At 78.5% G+C, this 17,209-nt stretch carries 20 protein-coding genes; 10 read left to right on the forward strand and 10 right to left on the reverse strand.

From position 1 onward, the window contains the following. Positions 1-9: 9 nt before the first annotated feature. Positions 10-861 (reverse strand): HAD family hydrolase, encoded by an 852-nt coding sequence (locus BLQ97_RS06960; protein WP_091364644.1) that lies wholly within the window; start codon positions 859-861, stop codon positions 10-12. 127 nt (positions 862-988) lie between these two features. Between BLQ97_RS06960 and ssd the strand changes: the two genes are divergently transcribed. From ssd to BLQ97_RS07000, 8 genes are all read left to right on the forward strand, one after another. After that, the gene (ssd, locus tag BLQ97_RS06965; RefSeq protein WP_217637083.1) at positions 989-2,104 is read left to right on the forward strand and encodes a septum site-determining protein Ssd; all 1,116 of its coding nucleotides are present in this window, start codon (positions 989-991) and stop codon (positions 2,102-2,104) included. Next, entirely contained in the window at positions 2,101-3,243 is a 1,143-nt protein-coding gene (locus tag BLQ97_RS06970; protein ID WP_091364649.1) for a TadA family conjugal transfer-associated ATPase, read from the forward strand. Before ssd ends, BLQ97_RS06970 begins: the two co-directional genes overlap by 4 nt. Continuing rightward, complete coding sequence (locus BLQ97_RS06975) at positions 3,240-4,031, forward strand: type II secretion system F family protein (protein WP_091364651.1); 792 nt, start codon at positions 3,240-3,242, stop codon at positions 4,029-4,031. Before BLQ97_RS06970 ends, BLQ97_RS06975 begins: the two co-directional genes overlap by 4 nt. Then, entirely contained in the window at positions 4,028-4,771 is a 744-nt protein-coding gene (locus tag BLQ97_RS06980; RefSeq protein WP_245691939.1) for a type II secretion system F family protein, read from the forward strand. Before BLQ97_RS06975 ends, BLQ97_RS06980 begins: the two co-directional genes overlap by 4 nt. Before the next feature lie 56 nt (positions 4,772-4,827). Continuing rightward, on the forward strand, positions 4,828-5,460 hold the full coding sequence (locus BLQ97_RS06985) for a hypothetical protein (protein WP_091364652.1): 633 nt from the start codon (positions 4,828-4,830) through the stop codon (positions 5,458-5,460). A gap of 117 nt (positions 5,461-5,577) precedes the next feature. Further along, positions 5,578-5,841, forward strand: coding sequence for a DUF4244 domain-containing protein (locus tag BLQ97_RS22870; RefSeq protein ID WP_139173496.1), 264 nt, complete (start codon positions 5,578-5,580; stop codon positions 5,839-5,841). A 41-nt stretch (positions 5,842-5,882) separates the two neighbouring features. Further along, positions 5,883-6,215, forward strand: coding sequence for a TadE family type IV pilus minor pilin (locus BLQ97_RS06995; RefSeq protein WP_091364654.1), 333 nt, complete (start codon positions 5,883-5,885; stop codon positions 6,213-6,215). Beyond that, complete coding sequence (locus BLQ97_RS07000; protein ID WP_091364656.1) at positions 6,212-6,568, forward strand: Rv3654c family TadE-like protein; 357 nt, start codon at positions 6,212-6,214, stop codon at positions 6,566-6,568. Before BLQ97_RS06995 ends, BLQ97_RS07000 begins: the two co-directional genes overlap by 4 nt. A 6-nt stretch (positions 6,569-6,574) precedes the next feature. On the opposite strand, the gene BLQ97_RS07005 is transcribed toward BLQ97_RS07000, so the two are convergent. Next, a complete protein-coding gene (locus tag BLQ97_RS07005) occupies positions 6,575-6,988 on the reverse strand; it encodes a YybH family protein (protein WP_091364658.1) in 414 nt (137 codons plus the stop codon). Further along, a complete protein-coding gene (locus tag BLQ97_RS07010; RefSeq protein WP_091364659.1) occupies positions 6,985-8,565 on the reverse strand; it encodes a purine-cytosine permease family protein in 1,581 nt (526 codons plus the stop codon). Before BLQ97_RS07010 ends, BLQ97_RS07005 begins: the two co-directional genes overlap by 4 nt. A 141-nt stretch (positions 8,566-8,706) precedes the next feature. On the opposite strand from BLQ97_RS07010, the gene BLQ97_RS07015 reads away from it, so the two are divergent. Next, positions 8,707-9,288 (forward strand): cupin domain-containing protein, encoded by a 582-nt coding sequence (locus tag BLQ97_RS07015; protein WP_091364661.1) that lies wholly within the window; start codon positions 8,707-8,709, stop codon positions 9,286-9,288. A gap of 23 nt (positions 9,289-9,311) precedes the next feature. Then, on the forward strand, positions 9,312-9,995 hold the full coding sequence (locus tag BLQ97_RS07020; protein WP_091364662.1) for a cyclase family protein: 684 nt from the start codon (positions 9,312-9,314) through the stop codon (positions 9,993-9,995). Positions 9,996-10,004: 9 nt separating this feature from the next. Here the strand turns inward: BLQ97_RS07020 and BLQ97_RS07025 are convergent, their stop codons facing one another. The 7 genes from BLQ97_RS07025 to BLQ97_RS07055 form a co-directional block, all read right to left on the reverse strand. Beyond that, complete coding sequence (locus BLQ97_RS07025; RefSeq protein WP_091364665.1) at positions 10,005-10,730, reverse strand: PIG-L deacetylase family protein; 726 nt, start codon at positions 10,728-10,730, stop codon at positions 10,005-10,007. Positions 10,731-10,874: 144 nt separating this feature from the next. Next, entirely contained in the window at positions 10,875-11,417 is a 543-nt protein-coding gene (locus BLQ97_RS07030; protein WP_139173498.1) for a hypothetical protein, read from the reverse strand. Between the two features lie 105 nt (positions 11,418-11,522). After that, positions 11,523-12,275: an HAD family hydrolase gene (locus tag BLQ97_RS07035; protein ID WP_091364668.1), complete on the reverse strand. Its 753-nt coding sequence runs from the start codon at positions 12,273-12,275 to the stop codon at positions 11,523-11,525. Continuing rightward, positions 12,272-13,423 (reverse strand): non-hydrolyzing UDP-N-acetylglucosamine 2-epimerase, encoded by a 1,152-nt coding sequence (gene wecB, locus BLQ97_RS07040; RefSeq protein WP_091364670.1) that lies wholly within the window; start codon positions 13,421-13,423, stop codon positions 12,272-12,274. The genes BLQ97_RS07035 and wecB overlap by 4 nt, the downstream gene beginning before the upstream one ends. Next, positions 13,420-14,484 (reverse strand): ATP-grasp domain-containing protein, encoded by a 1,065-nt coding sequence (locus BLQ97_RS07045; RefSeq protein WP_091364672.1) that lies wholly within the window; start codon positions 14,482-14,484, stop codon positions 13,420-13,422. The genes wecB and BLQ97_RS07045 overlap by 4 nt, the downstream gene beginning before the upstream one ends. Further along, positions 14,481-15,695, reverse strand: coding sequence for an exosortase/archaeosortase family protein (locus BLQ97_RS07050; RefSeq protein WP_091364673.1), 1,215 nt, complete (start codon positions 15,693-15,695; stop codon positions 14,481-14,483). Before BLQ97_RS07050 ends, BLQ97_RS07045 begins: the two co-directional genes overlap by 4 nt. After that, positions 15,692-17,134 carry a glycosyltransferase family 2 protein gene (locus BLQ97_RS07055; protein ID WP_091364676.1) on the reverse strand — a complete coding sequence of 481 codons (1,443 nt, stop codon included), beginning with the start codon at positions 17,132-17,134 and terminating at the stop codon, positions 15,692-15,694. The genes BLQ97_RS07050 and BLQ97_RS07055 overlap by 4 nt, the downstream gene beginning before the upstream one ends. Between the last annotated feature and the right edge of the window lie 75 nt (positions 17,135-17,209).

The raw sequence follows: 17,209 nt of genomic DNA on the forward strand, positions 1-17,209 counted from the left end.
GGCCCTCCCTCAGGCCCCGCGGCGCCGCCAGCGCCCGGGGGGCGGCACGGGGAGCGCGACGGGTGCCGCGGCGACGACGCGCAGCGCCCGTCGCCGCGCGTACCAGGCCAGCCCGGCCACCGCGGCCCCCACGCCCACGGCCGCGCCGCGCACCACCGGCGCCGGTGGCACCGGGAAGCGGGAGCGCATGGCCACCGGCCGGGTGAACTCCAGGACCGGCCAGCCGCGCTCGACCGCGGCCCGGCGCAGCGCCCGGTCGGGGTTGACCGCCGTGGGGTGGCCGACCGCGGTGAGCATGGGCAGGTCGGTCATCGAGTCGCTGTAGGCGTAGCAGTCGGCCAGGTCGTAGCCGCTCTCGGCGGCCACCTGCCGCACCGCCACGGCCTTGTTCTCCCCGTAGGCGTAGAAGTCGATCTCGCCGGTGTAGTGGCCGTCGGCGGTCACCATCCGGGTGGCCACCACCCGGTCGGCACCGAGCATCTCCCCGATGGGCTCCACCATCTCCGCACCGCTGCTGGAGACGATGACGATCTCCCGCCCGGCCGCCCGGTGCTCCTCGATGAGGTCGGCGGCCTCGGCGTAGACCAGCGGGTCGACGATCTCGTGCAGCGTCTCCCGGACGATCTCGTGCACCGTGGCGACGTCCCAGCCGGTGGCCATCCGGGTGATCTGCGCCCGCATCCGCTCCATCTGCTGCGCGTCGGCGCCGGCGAGGGAGAAGGTGAACTGCGCGTAGGCGCCCTTGAGCACGGCGCGGCGGTTGATCAGCCCGCCGGCGAAGAACGGGCGGCCGAAGGCCAGCGTGCTGGACTTGGCGATGACCGTCTTGTCCAGGTCGAAGAACGCCGCAGCGCGGGTCACAGCTCACGACTGTAAGCGGGCCGGCGGGGTGTGACGGGGATCGCGCCGCCGTCCACACCCGTCCGGGTCATCCACAGGTCGCGGCGGCTCGGTCGCGGAGCACCCGCACTGCGCTGGGCTCGGGCGCGTGCCCGCTCGCCACGCCCCGACCGCCCACCCGTCCCCGCCGGCCCGACCGGTGGTCGTCAGCTCCGACGAGGAGCTGCTCGACGACGTCCTCCGCCTGCTCGCCACGGCCGGGACCGAACCGGAGGTCGCCACCGGCGGCCCCGCCCTGCGCCGCGCCCACCGCGACGCCGCCCTGGTGCTGCTCGGCGCCGACGCGCTGGCCGGTGCCGCGGTGCGGGCGCTGCCCCGCCGCCCGGGCGTGGTCGTGGTCGCGGCCGACCCGCTGCCGCCGGCGGCGTGGGCGGCCGCGGTCGAGCTCGGCGCCGAGCGGGTCGCGGTGCTGCCCGCCGACGAGGCGTGGCTGGTCGCGCGGGCCGCGGGCGCGGTGCGCTCGCCGGTCGAGCGGGGACGGCTGGTGGTCGTCGGCGGCAGCTGCGGAGGCGCCGGCGCGAGCACGCTGGCCGCCGCGCTCGCCCTCACCGCCGCCGCGGAGAGCGGGGGAGCGCTGCTGGTCGACGCCGACGTGTGGGGCGGGGGCCTCGACCTGCTCCTGGGCGCCGAGGACGCCGCGGGCCTGCGCTGGCCGGCGCTGGCCGGCACCCGCGGGCGGGTGGCCGGCGACGCGCTGCTCGCGGCGCTGCCGGAGGCGGAGGGCGTCCACGTGCTGGCCGCTTCCCGCGAGGACCCGGCGCCGCTGCTGCCCGAGGCGCTGACCGCGGTCGTCGACGCCGCCCGGTCGGCCGGGCGGTCCGTCGTGGTCGACCTGCCCCGTCCCGGGCCGGGCGGGACGGGCCTGGCCGAGGCGGCGCTCGCCGAGGCCGACCTCGCCGTCCTGGTGGTGCCCGCCCGGCTGCGCGCCGCCTCGGCCGCCCGGCTGCTGGTGTCCGGACCGCCCGGCGGGCCGGCACCCTGGTCGGCCGCCCGCCTCGTCGTGCGCCCGGTCCCCGGCGGGCTGTCCGCCGAGGACGTCGTGGCGGTGACCGGGCGCCCGGTGGCCGGCGAGCTGCCCGCCGACCGCGGGCTCGCGGCGCGCGGCGAGCGCGGGGAGCCGCCGCCGGTCGCCCCGCGCAGCCCGCTCGGTGCGCTCACCCGCCGGCTGCTCGGCGAGCGGGTGGGCCGGGAGCGGGCGGCGTGAGCGCGCTGCCCCTCGTCGAGCGGGTCCGCGCCCGCCTGGCCCTCGAGCCGGGCCCGCCCAGCCGGGCCGCCGTCGCCGCGCTGGTGCGGGAGGAGGCCGGCCTGCTCGGGGACCCCGACGTCCTCGACGCGGTGCGCGACGCGGTGCACGAGCTGGCCGGTGCGGGGCCGCTCGAGCCGCTGCTGCGGGAGCCCGGCGTCACCGACGTGCTGGTCAACGGACCCGACGAGGTCTGGGTCGACCGCGGCGCCGGCCTGGAGCGCGCCGGCCTGCGCTTCCCCGACGAGGACGCGGTCCGCCGGCTGGCCGTGCGCCTGGCGGCCGGTGCCGGGCGCCGGCTCGACGACGCCGCGCCCTGGGTGGACGCCGGGCTGCCCGACGGCACCCGGCTGCACGCGGTCCTCCCGCCGGTCTCCGGTGCGGGCACCTGCCTGTCGCTGCGGGTGCTGCGCCGCTGCTCCCTCGATCTGGCCGACCTCGCCGACCGGGGCACGCTCCCCGGTGGGTCGGCCGACCTCCTGCGGGGCCTGCTCCGGGCCCGGCTGGCCTTCCTCGTCACCGGCGGAACGGGCTCGGGCAAGACCACGCTGCTGTCCGCGCTGCTCGGTGAGGTCCCCGCGGGCGAGCGGATCGTCCTGTGCGAGGACGCCGCGGAGCTCACCCCGGCCCACCCGCACGTCGTCCGGCTGCTCACCCGCCCACCCAACGTCGAGGGCGTCGGGCAGGTGACGCTGCGCGACCTCGTCCGCCAGGCGCTGCGGATGCGGCCCGACCGGCTGGTGGTCGGCGAGGTCCGCGGCGCGGAGGTGACCGACCTGCTCGCGGCGCTCAACACCGGCCACGAGGGCGGCTGCGGCACCCTGCACGCCAACCGGCCCGGCGAGGTCCCGGCCCGGCTCGAGGCGCTCGGCGTGGCCGCGGGGCTGGAGCGCCGGGCGGTGCACAGCCAGGCCGCGGCGGCGCTGGCCGTGGTGGTCCACCTCCGTCGGACGGGGGCCGGCCGGCGGGTGGAGGAGGTCGGTGTGGTGCGCCGCGACGGCGACCTGGTCGCCGTGGAGCCCGGGTGGCGCGCCGACGGCGGCCCGTGTCCGGGGGAGCGCCGGCTGGCCGCCCTGCTCGCGGGCGGGACGACGGCGTGACCGCCGCGCTGCTGCTGGTCGCGGTCGCGGCGCTGCTGTGGCCCGGAGGGGCGGCGCTGCGACGACGGCGCCTCCGGCGGCTCACCCGCGGGCACCGGCCGCCGGGGCGCCCCGCGCTGCCACCCCCGGCCTGGCCCGCGCTCGCCGGTGCCGCGGCGGGAGCCGGCGGGCTGCTGGTGAGCACCCCGCTGGTCGCCGCCCTCGCGGCCGCGGTCGCGGGCGCGGGGGTCCGGGCGCTGCTGCGGCAGCGGGAGGGCCGCCGGGACGAGGAACGGCTCGACGCCCTCGCCGACGCGCTGGCCGCTCTCGCCGCCGAGCTGCGCAGCGGCCGGCCGCTGGAGGCCGCCACCGCGTCCGCGGTCACCGTCTGCGCCGACGACGGCAGCGGCGCGGCGCTCGCCCGGGCGCTGCGGGCGCCGGGCAGCGGCGCGGAGGCGCTCGGGACCGACCTGGACCGGGCGCTGACCCGGGTGGCCGCGGCGGTGCGGCTCAGCGAGCGCACCGGCTGCTCGCTGGCCGCCGTCGTCGGTGCCGTCGAGGACGACCTGCGCGCCCGGCGGCGACAGCGGCTGGAGCTGCGCTCGGCGACCGCCGGCCCCCGGGCGAGCGCCGCGCTGCTGGCCGGGCTGCCGCTGCTGGGGCTGGCCATGGGCAGTGGCATCGGCGCCGACCCGTGGGCGGTGCTGACCACCACGGTCGCCGGGCAGGTGCTGCTCGTCCTCGGGGTGGCGCTGGAGGCGGCCGGACTGAGCTGGTCGGCGCGGCTGGTGCGCCGCGCGCTGCGGTGAGCGGTCCGCCGGCACTGGCCGCCCTGCTCCTGGCCGGTGCCCTGCTCGCCTGGCCGCCGGCGAGCGCGCGGGTGGCGGCCCGGGTGCGCACGGTCGGCGGGGCGCCGTCCCGGCCGCGCGCCGGCCGCCCGCCCGGGCCGGCCGGGCCACCGCCGGCCGGGGTGCGCCGCCTCCTGCTGCCGGCGGCGGCCGGGCTGGCGACCGCGCTGCTGCTCGGCGGTGCCGCAGGGGTGGCGGCGGGGGCCGGCGTCGCGGTGCTGGCCGACCGGGTGCTGCGGCGGTCCGGACGCGAGGTCGACGCAGCGGCGGAGCTGGTCCCGGAGCTGCCGGTGGCCTGCGACCTGCTGGCCGTCTGCCTCGCGGCCGGGCTGCCGGTCGCCGGTGCCCTCGCCGCCGTCGCGCCCGCCCTGCCCGGGCCGCTGGGGGACGCCCTGACCGGCGTCGCCGGACGGCTCCGGCTGGGCGCCGCGCCACGGGTCGCGTGGAGCGCCGCGCCGGGCCCGCTGGCCGGGCTCGGCCGGGTCCTGGTGCGGGCGGGGGAGTCCGGCGCCGCCGCGGTACCGGCGCTGCGGGTGCTCGCCGCCGAGGCGCGGACCGCGGCGCGCAGCCGGACCGAGGCCGGCGTGCGCCGGGCCGGGGTGTGGGTGCTCGCCCCGCTGGGCCTGTGCTTCCTGCCCGCCTTCGTCTGCCTCGGGGTGGCGCCGCTGGTCATCGGGATCGCCGGGCAGGTGTTCGGGTGACCACCGTCGCGCGCGGCCGGGGTGCGCCGGGGAGGGCCACCGGGTAGCCGGGCGGCATGGACCTGCTGGCGATCCCCCGTGCCCTCACCTCGACCACCCTCGCCCTCGGCACGGCGCTGCGCGGTTCCCGCGTCGTCCACCCGCGCGGCCGGGCCTGCGCCGCGAGGGTGGTGGCCGACGGGGACGGCGCCTGGGGCGCCCGGGTCCTCGACGAGGCGGGCACGCACGACGTCGTGGTCCGCGTCTCCCGCGGAGCCGGGCTGCCCCGGCCGCTGCCCGACGTGCTCGGCCTCGCCGTCCGGTTCCCCGGCCGGGGGCGGGACGGCGGGCCGCTGGACGTGCTGGTCAACACCGCGGGCAGCGCGCCGGGGCTGCGGCACGTGTTCCTGCCGCACCCGCTCGGCCGGACGTACTCCTCCGTGCTGCCCCACCGCACCGGCACCGGGCGCCTCGTGGTGCTCGGCGCCCGCGCCGACGACAGCGGTACCGGCTGGGAGCTGCTGGCGGCACCGCTCACCGGCGGCTGGACGCGCTGGGGGCGGCTGACCCTCGGGGCGGAGCTGCCCGCCACCGAGGCCGAGCGGCTGCGCTTCCGGCCCACCCTCGGCGCCGACGACCTGCGGCCGGTGGCGTTCCTCCGCGAGGTGCGCGACCGGTCCTACCGGGAGAGCCAGGCGCTGCGCCGCTGAGCCGTCCACAGGGACGGTCCCCGCCCACAGGTCCGCGCGAGTGCTGGAACGGGGCGGGGCGCGGCCGCAGGGTCGGGTCGTGCCCCGCAGCGGCGGGGCGGACCCGAGGAGGACCCCGTGACCGTCGACACCCGCACCCCCGACCCGGCCGGCGACGACGTCGCCCCGCCCCTGCCGACGCGCGCCCCGCGGCGGGGGCTCGCCGCCCGCTGGCGACGCGTCCGTGCCGAGCCGGAGGCCGGGATGAGCACCGCGGAGTACGCCGTCGGCACCGTCGCGGCGTGCGCCTTCGCCGCGGTGCTGTACCAGGTGGTCACCGGCGGCTCCGTCGTCAGCGCCCTCGGCGAGCTGGTCGAGTCCGCGCTGACCGTCCTGTCCTGACCGTGCGCCCGTCCCGGACCGGGGGACGGCGGGAGGCCGGGATGGTCACCGCCGAGACCGCGGTCGTGCTGCCCGTGCTCCTGCTGGTGCTGGCCGCCGTCGTGGCCGCGGTGGTGGTGGTCGGCGCGCAGCTGCGCTGTGTCGACGCCGCCCGGGAGGGCGCCCGCGCCGCGGCCCGCGGAGAGGACGCTGCCGTCGTCCGCGCGGTGGCCGCCCGCGCGGCTCCCGACGGCGCGGTGACCACGGTGGCGGTCGCCGGCGGCGAGGTCCGGGTGACGGTCAGCGCCGAGGTGGTCCCGGTCGGGCCGGTGCGCCTCGGCGTCGAGGTCGGCGCCACCTCTGTCGCGCGGCTCGAGCCGGGGGTCGGCGCGTGACCGCCGACCGGGAGCGGGGCTCGGCGACCGTGTGGACCGTGGCGCTCGCCGGGGTCCTCGTCGCGGTCGGGCTGGCCGCGGTGCTCGTCGGTGCCGCCGTCGTCGCCCGGCACCGGGCCGGCGCGGCCGCCGACCTGGCCGCCCTGGCGGGCGCCGCCCGGGCGGTGGCCGGCGACCCCGCCGCGTGCGACACCGCCGGCGAGGTCGCCCGGGCCAACGGCGCCGCGCTCACCGCGTGCACCGTCGCCGACGGCGCCGTCGTCGCGGTGACCGTCGAGGTCGCGGTCCGGCTCGGGCCACTCGCCAGCCGGACGGCCCAGGGGCGGGCCCGGGCCGGTCCGGTGGCGCCGTGACCCGGCCTACCCGGCGGGCGCCGGCGCGGGCGAGAGGTGCTCGTGGACCGCCAGCCACCGCCCGGGCGCCTCGCGCTGGAAGACGATGGTCTCCCGCTCGCGCAGCTCCTCGCGCCCGGCCCGGGTGGAGACCGTGGTCTGCACCTCGTGGGTCAGCACCGCGGTGTCCCCGAGCACCTGCACGCGGGTGCCGGAGGTCCGGCAGCCGAGGACGTGGAAGTCGTCGTCGCGCACCCAGGCGGCCCACTCGCGCCGGTACTCCTCCCGGGAGGGCAGGAGCCGGTCGGTGCCGTGGAACAGGAACGTCGCGTCCTCGCGGAAGCAGGCGAGGTAGCGGTCCACGTCGTCAGCGCCGAAGGCCGCGACGAGCGCGCCGGCGGCCTGCAGCACCTCCGCCTCGGCGCCGGGGGCGGCGCTCACCGGTCCACCGACTCGGCGGTCGGGGCGAGCGGGGTGCGCCGGCCCGCACGGTGGACCGACGCGCGCGGGTCGTCGGTCACCGGCGGCGGCACGGCCTCCCGCGCCGGGACCAGCCGCGGGCCGGCCGGGCCGAAGACGTACCGGGGCTCGGGGAAGGCGAACAGCAGCGCCAGGTAGACGACGGCGGCCAGCCCCAGCGACATCGGCAGGCTGACGTCCACCCCACCGGCCGCGTTGCGGAACGGGCCCTCGATGAGCGGCGGGTAGTTCGCGAAGAGCAGGCCGACGACCGCCGAGGGGATCCAGGCCGCCATGCCGCGCCAGTTGACGCCCTCGGAGAACCAGTAGCGCCCGCCCACCCGGCCCTGGTTGAAGACCTGCACGTCGGCGGGGGAGTAGTGGCCGCGCCGCACCCAGTAGCCGATCATCATGATCACCATCCACGGCGTCGTGCAGATGACGATCGCGCCGATGAAGGCGTTGACGCTGGCGAGCAGGTCGAACACCAGCCGGCCGACCAGGATGAAGACGAAGGCCAGCGTCCCGATGACCAGCGAGGCCTGCACGCGGTTGAGCCGGGGGAAGACCGAGGAGAAGTCCAGCCCCGTCCCGTACAGCGAGGTGACGCCGGTCGACATGCCGCCGAGGAAGGCCACGACCATGAGCAGGACCGCGTACCACAGCGGGGAGACCTGGATCAGCGCGAACACGTAGTCGGCCTCACCGGCCACCAGGGTCGCCGTCCCGACGCCGAACAGGAACGGCACCAGGGTGGCCAGCTGGCCGACGAAGGTGGCGCCGAGCAGCCGCGACGGGCGGGTGTCGGCGGGGATGTAGCGCGACCAGTCGCCGAGGAACGCCCCGAAACTGACCGGGTTGCCCATGACGATCAGCGCCGAGAGCACGAACGTCGGCCAGAAGCCGCCCAGCGCGTACGCCTCGGGGCCCGGGTCGTAGGAGAAGTCGAACAGCGTGGCGTAGGCGACCAGGCCGAGCAGCATCAGCACCGTGTTCGCCAGCACCACGACCTTGTTGACCAGCAGCATCAGCTGGTAGCCGAAGACCACCACGACGATGACCAGGGCGCCGAGGACGGCGTAGATGACGCCGCGGAGCAGGTCGGAGTCGCCGGTGCCGAACAGCCGGGTCGAGGCGCCCACCAGTGCGTCCCCGCTCACCCAGACCGAGATCGAGTAGAAGGAGATCGCGGTCAGCAGGGACAGGAACGAGCCCAGGACCCGGCCGCGGACGCCGAAGTGCGCGCCCGAGGAGACGGCGTTGTTCGTGCCGGTGCGCGGGCCGAACAGCCCCATCGGCATGAGGATCAGCGCCCCGACGACCACGCCGGCGACCGTCGCGGCCACCGCCTCGACCAGGTCGAGACCCAGCAGCACCGGGAAGGTGCCGAGGATGACGGTGGCGAAGGTGTTGGCCCCGCCGAACTGGATGCGGAACAGGTCGAAGGGCCTCGACGTCCGCTCGGCGTCGGGGATCGTGTCGATCCCGTGCTGCTCGACCTCGGTGGCCCGCGGCCGCCGCTGCTCGGCCGCCAGCCCGGCGACCTCCGCTCCGCTCATGTGCACCACTCCCCGGGAAGGCGGTGGTCGGACCACCGCGGTGCGCAGAGGGTAGAGGCGGGTTGCCCCCTGGACAACAGCCGTTGCACGGGAGTTGACTCCGCGGGGCGACGGGACGCCAGGGACGACGAGGGGGACGGCATGGCGGGGGAGGTCCGGCGGTTCACCCGGCCGCACGACGCGGCCGACGCGCTGGTCGGTGCACGGCTGCGCGCCGCCCGGCAGGCGGCGGGCCTGACTCTCGCGGCCGTCGCCGACCGGGCCGGGCTCACCAAGGGGTTCCTCAGCCGCCTCGAGCGCGACGAGGTCTCGCCGTCGGTCGCCTCCCTCGTGGCGGTGTGCAGCGTGCTCGGCATCGGCGTCGGGCAGCTGTTCGAGCCGCCCGCCACCTCCCTGGTCCGCGCCGGCGAGGCCCCGCCCACCAACTTCGGCGGCGCCGGCGTGCGGGAGGTGCTGCTCACCGCCGGGACCCAGCGGGCGCTGCACGTCATCCGCTCGGTGGTCGAACCCGGCGGCGGGGGCGGCGACGAGCTCTACGCCCTGGCCTGCGACGTCGAGTTCGTCCACGTGCTGCGCGGCCGGCTGCGGCTGCTGCTGCCGGGCGAGGTGGTCGACCTGCACGAGGGGGACGCGTTCACCATGCCCGGCACCACCCCGCACACCTGGCTCAACCCCTCGACGGCCCCCTGCGAGGTCCTGTGGGTCCTCACCCCCGCCCCCTGACCGCCGTCCCCCGAGGAGCCCCGGTGACCCGCCCCGAACCGCCCGTCCGCGACATCGTGGACCTCTCCCACCCCCTCGACGACGACACCCCGGTCTACCCGGGGGACCCGGTCGCCCGGTTCAGCCCGGCCACCACCGTGGCGGCCGACGGCTACAACGTCCTGCACGTGCGGATGGGCTCGCAGACGGGGACGCACGTGGACGCGCCGTACCACTTCCTCGAGGACGGCCTCCGCATCGACGAGGTCCCGCTCGACCACTTCCTCGGCCCCGCCGTCGTCGCCGACGTCCGCGGCAAGCCACCGCACGGCCGGATCGAGTGGGCCGACCTCGCGCCGTGGGCCGACCGCCTCGGCCCGGGACGGATCCTGCTGCTGCACACCGGGTGGGACGCGCACTGGGGCACCGACGCCTACTTCGACCACCCCTACCTCACCGGCGACGCCGCCGCCCGGGTGGTCGCCGCCGGCGTGCGCACCGTCGGGCTGGACGCGCTGAGCCTCGACGAGACCGTCCTCGGCGGTGAGCCCGCCGACGGCTTCGCCGCCCACCTCGCGGTGCTCGGCGCGGGAGGCGTGATCGTCGAGAACCTGCGCGACCTGGGCCGGGTGCCCGCCGTCGACCCGGTCGTCAGCGTGCTGCCGCTGCGGCTGGCCGGTGCCGACGGCGCCCCGGTGCGCGCCGTGGCCTTCCGCACCGGCGGCTGAGGGGACCGGTCAGCCGACGCGGGCCGCGGTGGACGGCGCGAGCGACCAGGCCGCGGGCACCGCCTCGGGGGCGAGGGACGCGGGGGCGGGCGCCAGGTCGAGCACCATCCGCGTGGGCTGGAAGGCCTCGGCGTAGCCGATCCGGGCGTGCGCCCCCCAGTGGCGCGCCGAGGCCACGACGGCGTCGGGCTCGACCATCGCGGACATCTCGACCTGGGAGGCGTGCGCGGCGAGGGCGGTGAGCTTGCCGGTGACGTAGGCGGTGACGTCGACGTAGACGGTCGGCGTGAACGCGAGGGTCGAGGGGCTCTGGTAGTGCAGGACGCGGGGCAGCCGCCGGGCCGCGGCCAGGGTGGCACCGGCCACCGCGCGGTGGTCCTGGTGGCTGTCGTCCGGAGCGTGCACGTAGACGAGGTCGGCCTGCGTCGCCTGCAGCACCTGCTCGATGCGGCGGACCGTGCGGGAGTCGGCCGCGACCTCGCAGTCCTGGAGGCCACCCCACACCAGCCGGGCGCCCAGCAGACCCGCCGCCCGCTCCTGCTCGGCGCGGCGGCCGGCGACGCGGACGTCGTCCCCGGGACCGTTCTCCCCACCGGTCACGACCAGCATCGTCACCGTGTCCCCCGCCGCGGCGTGGGCCAGCAGCGCGCCGCCGCACCCGAGCTCGATGTCGTCGGGGTGCGCGCCGATCGCCAGGACGCTGCGTCCCGTGCTCCCCGTCCGTCCGCCGTCCATGGCCGGTGTCCTCCACGACTCGAGGCGGCCAGCCCGCCCGACACCTCCTCATCGGCGGGTCCGGCGTCCCGGTGCAGCACGACGGCCGGCCCTCCCCCCTCCGGGTGAGGACCGGCCGTGGTGGCGTCCGGGTCGCGGGCGGCGTCAGGCCGGCGGCGCGCCCGCCCCCGGGGGACCCGGGCGACGGCGCCGGGACACCGCGAGGGACGCGGCCCCGACGAGACCGGCGGCGGCCAGCACCATCGGGGCGCCCAGGCCGTTGCCGTCGGCCGGCAGCTCGGTCTCGGACGGGCAGCGGGTGCTGCCGTCGCGCGAGGCGGTGACGCTCCGGCTGTGCACCTGCCACTCGACGCTCGGCGTGGACGCCGGCACCCGCACGGAGAAGGCGCCGTGGTGGGTGCCCGGCGCGAACGAGGTGACCTGGGGGCCGTCGAGGGCGGCGGGGGTCAGCTCGTTGTCGAAGCCGCGCGACTCGTCCCAGGTCAGCGGGGTGGGGTTCTCGTAGCCGAAGACCGCGGTCCACGACCCGTCCTGCACCGGGAGCACGCAGGTCACCAGCGGTTTCATCGGGCCGCCGGCGGCCGACCCCACCCCGGGTGTCCCGAGCACGACGACGGCACCCGCCGCCGCGGTCACCGCCAGGCGCGTCCCGAGGGACGGCCGCCGGTGCCGCCTGTTACCTGCCATGGTCGAACCCCTCCTGACCGGGCGCACGACCGCCCACCAGGGGGCCATCGGCCGGCGGGGCCGGGGACTGCAGGGCTGCGCCCCCGGGTTCACCCCGTGGGGTGATCAGCTCGCGGCGGGGCACCGCCGGCCGGTGCCGCGCAGCACGGCGAGGGCGAGGTCCGCGGCGGCGGGGAAGGAGTCGGTGACAGCCCACGCGGCCGGCCGGTCGGGCGCCGCGGCGTGCTCGCCCTGCCGGACGCGGATCGCCCGCGCGCCCACGGCGGCGGCGACGGCGACGTCCTTGCCCGGCCGGTCACCGATCACCAGCAGCCGGTCGGCGGGGACCCCGAGGCGGCCGGCCAGCTCCAGGAGCCCGGCGGGGGCGGGCTTGCGCGCGGCCCGGCCGCCGAGCGCGTCGGTCACCACGACGCCGCCGAGCAGCGGGCCGAGCCCGGTCGCGGCCACCTTCGCGGCCTGGATCACCGGGTTGCCGTCGGTGAGGCAGCCGACCGGACCGACCTCCGCGAGGGCGGTGAGCGCCGCGACGACCCCCGGGTAGGGCGCGAGGACGGCGGGCGCGTGGGCGGTGAACGCCGCCACCAGCGCCGGGACCCGCGCCGGCACCTCCGCGGCGGGGACCCCGGCGGCCAGCAGCGCGCGGTCGATGGTGCCCCCGGTGTCGGAGCCCGCGGCGAGCTCGCGCAGGAGCGCGGCGTGCACCCGACCGCCGTCGAGCCCGGCCGCCGTGGCGGCCGCGCCCACGGCCGCGGCGGCGCCGGCCAGGTAGGCGGCCTGCGGGTAGAGCGTGTCGTCGAGGTCGACCACCACGCCCAGCGGCGGGGGTCCGGTCCACGGCGGTGCCGGTCGCGCGCTCACCAGGGCAGCCGCCCGTCGGAGAAGTCCGGCTCGTCGAGGGCCAGCAGCGCGTCGGTCGCCGCGTCGGCGAGCAGGGCCGCGACCTGCCGGCCGGTCGTCCCGTCACCGTAGGGGCAGGGCAGCGTCGCGGCGCGGGCCTGCCCCTCGGCGGAGGTGTGCCGCGCGGCGGCCGCGAGGACGGCGTCGGCCGCGGCGTCGTCGGCCAGGCTGGCCAGGGTGGTGGTGCCGGCCTCGACGCCCTCCCAGCGCGGCGTGGACCCCCGCAGCACCACGACGGGGACGCCGAGGAAGGCCGCCTCCTCCTGGATGCCGCCGGAGTCGGTGACCGCGAGGCGCGCCGACGCCAGGGCAGCCAGCAGCGCGTCGTACCCGACCGGGCCGGTCACGCTGATCCGCGGGTGCGCCAGCCCGGCGTCCAGGCCGGTGGCCGCGAGCCGGGCGGCCGTGCGCGGGTGCACCGGGAAGGTCACCGGCCCGACCCGGTCGGCCAGGGCGCGCACCACCCCGACCAGCCGCGCCAGGCGCCCGGGGTCGTCGACGTTGGTGGGCCGGTGGGCGGTGACCAGCACGCCGGACCGCTCGCCGGCGGGCACCGGGCGGACCCCGCGGGACACCAGGGTGTCGACCACCGGGTTGCCGACGACGAACACCCGCTCGGCGGGCACCCCCTCGGCCGCCAGGAAGGCGGCCGCCCGGCGGGTGGGGGCCAGGTGCAGCGCGGCGACCGCCGCGGCCACCCGCCGGTTGACCTCCTCGACGCTGCGCGGGTTGAGGCTGCGCAGCCCGGCCTCCAGGTGCGCGAAGGGGACCCCGGCGCCGCGGGCGGCCAGCGCGTAGGCGGGGACGGTGTTCGTGTCGCCGAGGGCCAGGACGACGTCGGGCCGGTCGCCGGCCAGCGCCCGCGCCGCATCGGCGTGCAGCGCCCCGAGCCGGGCGGCGGGGTCGCCGTCCGGCAGGGTGAACCGGCGGCCGGGGGCCAGGCCCAGCGCCTCCTGCAGCCGCGACGACAGCGCCGGGTCGGTGTGCTGGCCGGTGTCGACGACGTCGACGTGGTGTCCCGCGGCGGTGAGCGCGGCGACCACCGGGGCGAGCTTGACCACCTCCGGCCGGGTGCCGAACGGGACCAGGACGCGGCGGCTGCGGGTCACGCCCGCACCCGCGCCGGCCGGCAGGGGTCGGGGACCGCGGCGCCGTCGTCGGCGGTGTAGACCTCCGCGAAGTACCGGCTCATCCGGACGCCGGGGGTGAACCACAGGTGGGGGAGGTCCGCGCCGGGGTCGCGGACGCCGGTCAGATAGGCGCTGACGACGTCCGCGCCGGCCGCCAGCGTCAGGGGCAGCCCGCCGGAGAAGCGCGGGTTGACCTCGACGACGGTGGCGCGGCCGTCGTCGGCCACGAAGCCCTGCACGTTGGCCGGGCCGGTGAGCCGCACGGCCTCCAGCGCGCCGGCGACCACGTCGGTCACGGCCGGGGAGTCGAAGGTGGTGCCCTTGACCGAGATGCCCGCCCGGGTGTCGTCCCGCCACCGGGGCACCACCGTGAGCAGCCGGCCGTCGCGGGCCACGAGGGCGTCGGCGGTGAACTCCCGGCCGCCCAGGCGCGTCTGGGCGATCAGCGAGGGGTCCTCGCGCAGGGCGTCGGCCACGGCGGCACGGGAGTCGAGCAGCCGCACACCGCGACTGCCCCGGCCGGCGCGGGGCTTGACCACCCACGGCCCCGGAACCGCGGCCAGGCCCGCCCCGGTGTCCGTGGTGGCGGGGTGCGGCACGCCGGCCGCGTGCACCGTCCGGGCGAACGCGGCCTTGTCGCAGCACAGCGCCACGGCGGTGGGGTCGGGCAGCCACGTGGCCACCCCGGCCCGGGCCAGCTGCGCGGCGCCGGCGGCGAGGGCGGGGAGCTCCTCGGCCACCGTCCCGACGAGGGCGTCGGCCCCGTGGGCCGTGGCGACGCCCACGAGCGCGTCGACGAAGCGGGCGTGGTCGGCGCGGGGGACGGTCGCCCCGGCGGTGGCCAGGGCCGTGCCCGCGGCCGTCGGGTCGGCGTCGACCGCGACGACCCGGTGGCCCAGCGCCACGAGGCGGCGGACCACGGCGACGCCGGCCGGGCCGCCGGCGCCGGTGACGAGCACCGCCGGGCCGCCCGGGTCCTGCGGCCGCCCCGGGGTGGGCGGGGTCGGCGAGGCCGGCCGGGCCGGCAGGGTCGAGGTCACCGGGGAACCTCCGGGAGGTCGGGCGTGCGGGGCGGGCGGGCGAACGTGGCGGGGCGCGGGGGAGGGACGGCGTGCGCCGGCGGGCGCTGCGAGGGGACCGGCGTCGCCGCCGTCGTCGGACGGGCCGGGGGCAGGGGGACGGCGATCCGGCAGACGGGGACGGTGACGTGCGTCCCCGCGGGAGACGCCGGCAGGGGGTCGGGGCCGGCGTCCTGCGGTCCCCGGGCCATCAGCCACCCCCGGGCCCACAGCCGCAGGGCGGCCACGCGGTCGCCGGTGACCGGTTCCCACTGGCGTGCGGCCACGGCCTCGGCGAGGGCGTCGAGGACCACCGGGTCCTGCTCGTAGGTGGCCACCGCGACGAGCGACGCGGCGTGCGCCCCCAGCCCGTCGGCGACCAGCTCGCCGATGCGCTGCACCCGCTGGTGCGCGGGCAGGTGCCCCAGCCGGTAGTCGATGCGCCGGGCCTCCCGGCGGGCGGCCAGCCACGCGGAGAGCCGGGCCGGGAACACGTAGCGGTACAGGAGCCCGGTGACCGTGACCCGCCGCCGTCCCCCGTGCCGGACCTCGTCCCCCGCCGCCCGGTAGCCCAGCCCGGGCCGGGCCCAGCTGTCGGGACGGCGCGCGGTGTGCCGGCCCTCGACGTCCTGCTCCGCGCGGTCGAGCGCGGGGAGGGCGATCCACACCATGAGCAGGAAGCCGCCGAGCGTCGCGACCAGGTTCCACAGCGTGCCCACCCAGTCGTGGAACCCGACGAGGGCGTCCTCGCCCCACCACAGGCCGGCGAGGGCGGACAGCAGCAGCCGGCCGTGGTTGAGCACCAGCAGCGCGGCGACGGCGACGAGCAGGCCCGCCACCGCGTGCAGCCCGCGTCCGCGGAGCACCACGGCGGTCAGGGCGACCAGGCCCAGCACCGACAGCACGGACGAGCAGGACAGCGTGACGACCGCGTCGATGATCTCGCCGTCGCCGCGGAACAGCAGCACGTGCGTGGGCACGACGCCGGAGGCCTGCCCCGGGGCGAGCCACCCCAGGACGCGGGCGAGGACGGCCGCCTCGAGCTCCTGCAGGGGCCGGGCCAGGTAGCGGAAGCCCAGCAGGCAGATGGCCGTGGCCAGCACCAGGTCCAGCGCGACCGGCAGCAGCCGCCGGTTGGCGCCCCGCCACGGGCTGCGCCGGGCCGGCGGGAGGGCCACGCCCCCGGCGGTCACGGTCGCTCCCCGGGCCGGCCGGGACCAGCGGCGGCGACGGCGGCGGCGGCGAAGGAGCGCGGCCGGGTCGCGGTGGTGGGGGCCATGGGGTCCGTGGCGGCGGGCGCCGGGTCCACCGTCGAGACGGCGCCGGACCGCGTCGTCTTCACCCAGGTGTAGGGCCGGCCGAGCATGCCGTCGACGTAGGCGCGCGAGGTGATCCAGATGGACAGCGCGAAGGCGGGCAGGAAGCCGAGCAGCCGCCACGCCGACCGCCGCTCCACCCGGCCGACCAGCAGGCCCACGCACAGCTCGGCCAGCGGGCCGATGAACAGCAGCATGGACAGCGGCAGCAGGCCGACCAGGGGCAGGTCACCGATCCCGAACGCCCGCAGCACGGTGAGCAGCAGGCCCAGGCCGCTGAGCATCGGCACGTGGTAGACGGCGAGGAAGAGGGAGGTCTCCACCTTCTCCAGCGGTGAGAGGTGCGGCGTGCGCATCAGCGGCCACCAGTAGTCGCGCAGGCACTTCTGGTGCCCGCGCGCCCAGCGGTAGCGCTGCTTCCAGAAGCGCTGGGCGCTGACCACCGCCTCCTCGAAGTCGATCGCCGAGACGTCGTAGCGCACCCGCTGCCCGGCCGCGAGGATGCGCAGCGTCAGGTCGGTGTCCTCGGTGACCGTCTCGGGGTTCCAGCCGCCGAGCGCGCGCAGCGTGGACATGCGGACGGCGCAGTTGGCGCCGCCGTAGGCGGGCAGCTCGAACAGCGCCTGGCGGCCGTACTCGTTGACGAGGTAGCCGGAGAGGTAGTCGACGAAGACCGTTCCGGCCATGTGCGAGTCCCGGCCGTTGCGGATCACGCAGCGGCCCATGACGGCGCCGACGACCGGGTCGCGGAAGTGCCGCACCAGGCGGCGCAGGGCCGAGGACTCGGGCTCGTGGTCGGCGTCGAAGACGAGCACGACCTCGGCCTCGACCAGGGCCAGCGCGTCGTTGAGCGCGCCGGACTTCCCCCCGCCGGAGCCGGGTGGCCGGTGCAGCACGCGCAGCCGCGGCTCCCGGGCCGCCCAGGCGTCGAGCTTGGCGCCGGTGGCGTCCTCGGAGCCGTCGTCGACCACGACGAGGGTGAGCCGGTCGGGCGGGTAGTCCAGCGCCAGCAGCGCCGCGACCATGCTGTCGACGACCAGTTCCTCGTTCTTGCACCCGACGAGGACGGCGACCGGCGGCGTGTAGGTGTCCAGGCCGACGTCGGCGGCGAGCAGGTCGCGCTCGGCCCAGCGGGCGGCGGCGACGGCGAAGGCCAGGTGCCGGCAGAAGTAGACGCCGAACACGACGTTGAGCGCGCCGGCGAGCACACCGAGGACGGGGTCGAGCCCGAAGACCAGCGCGGCGACCGGGGTGAGGACGACGTAGCCCGCGAGGACCAGCGGCCGGCCCTCCGGGCGATCGGTGCCGTGTGCCACGGGTCCTCCTCCTGCAGGCGGCGGGAACGCGCCTGCGCCGCCTCACGGGTGGATCGGCAGCGGGAGGGCCCGGCT

The organism is Geodermatophilus telluris (assembly GCF_900102745.1).
In the GTDB taxonomy this organism is placed as follows: Bacteria; Actinomycetota; Actinomycetes; order Mycobacteriales; family Geodermatophilaceae; genus Geodermatophilus; species Geodermatophilus telluris.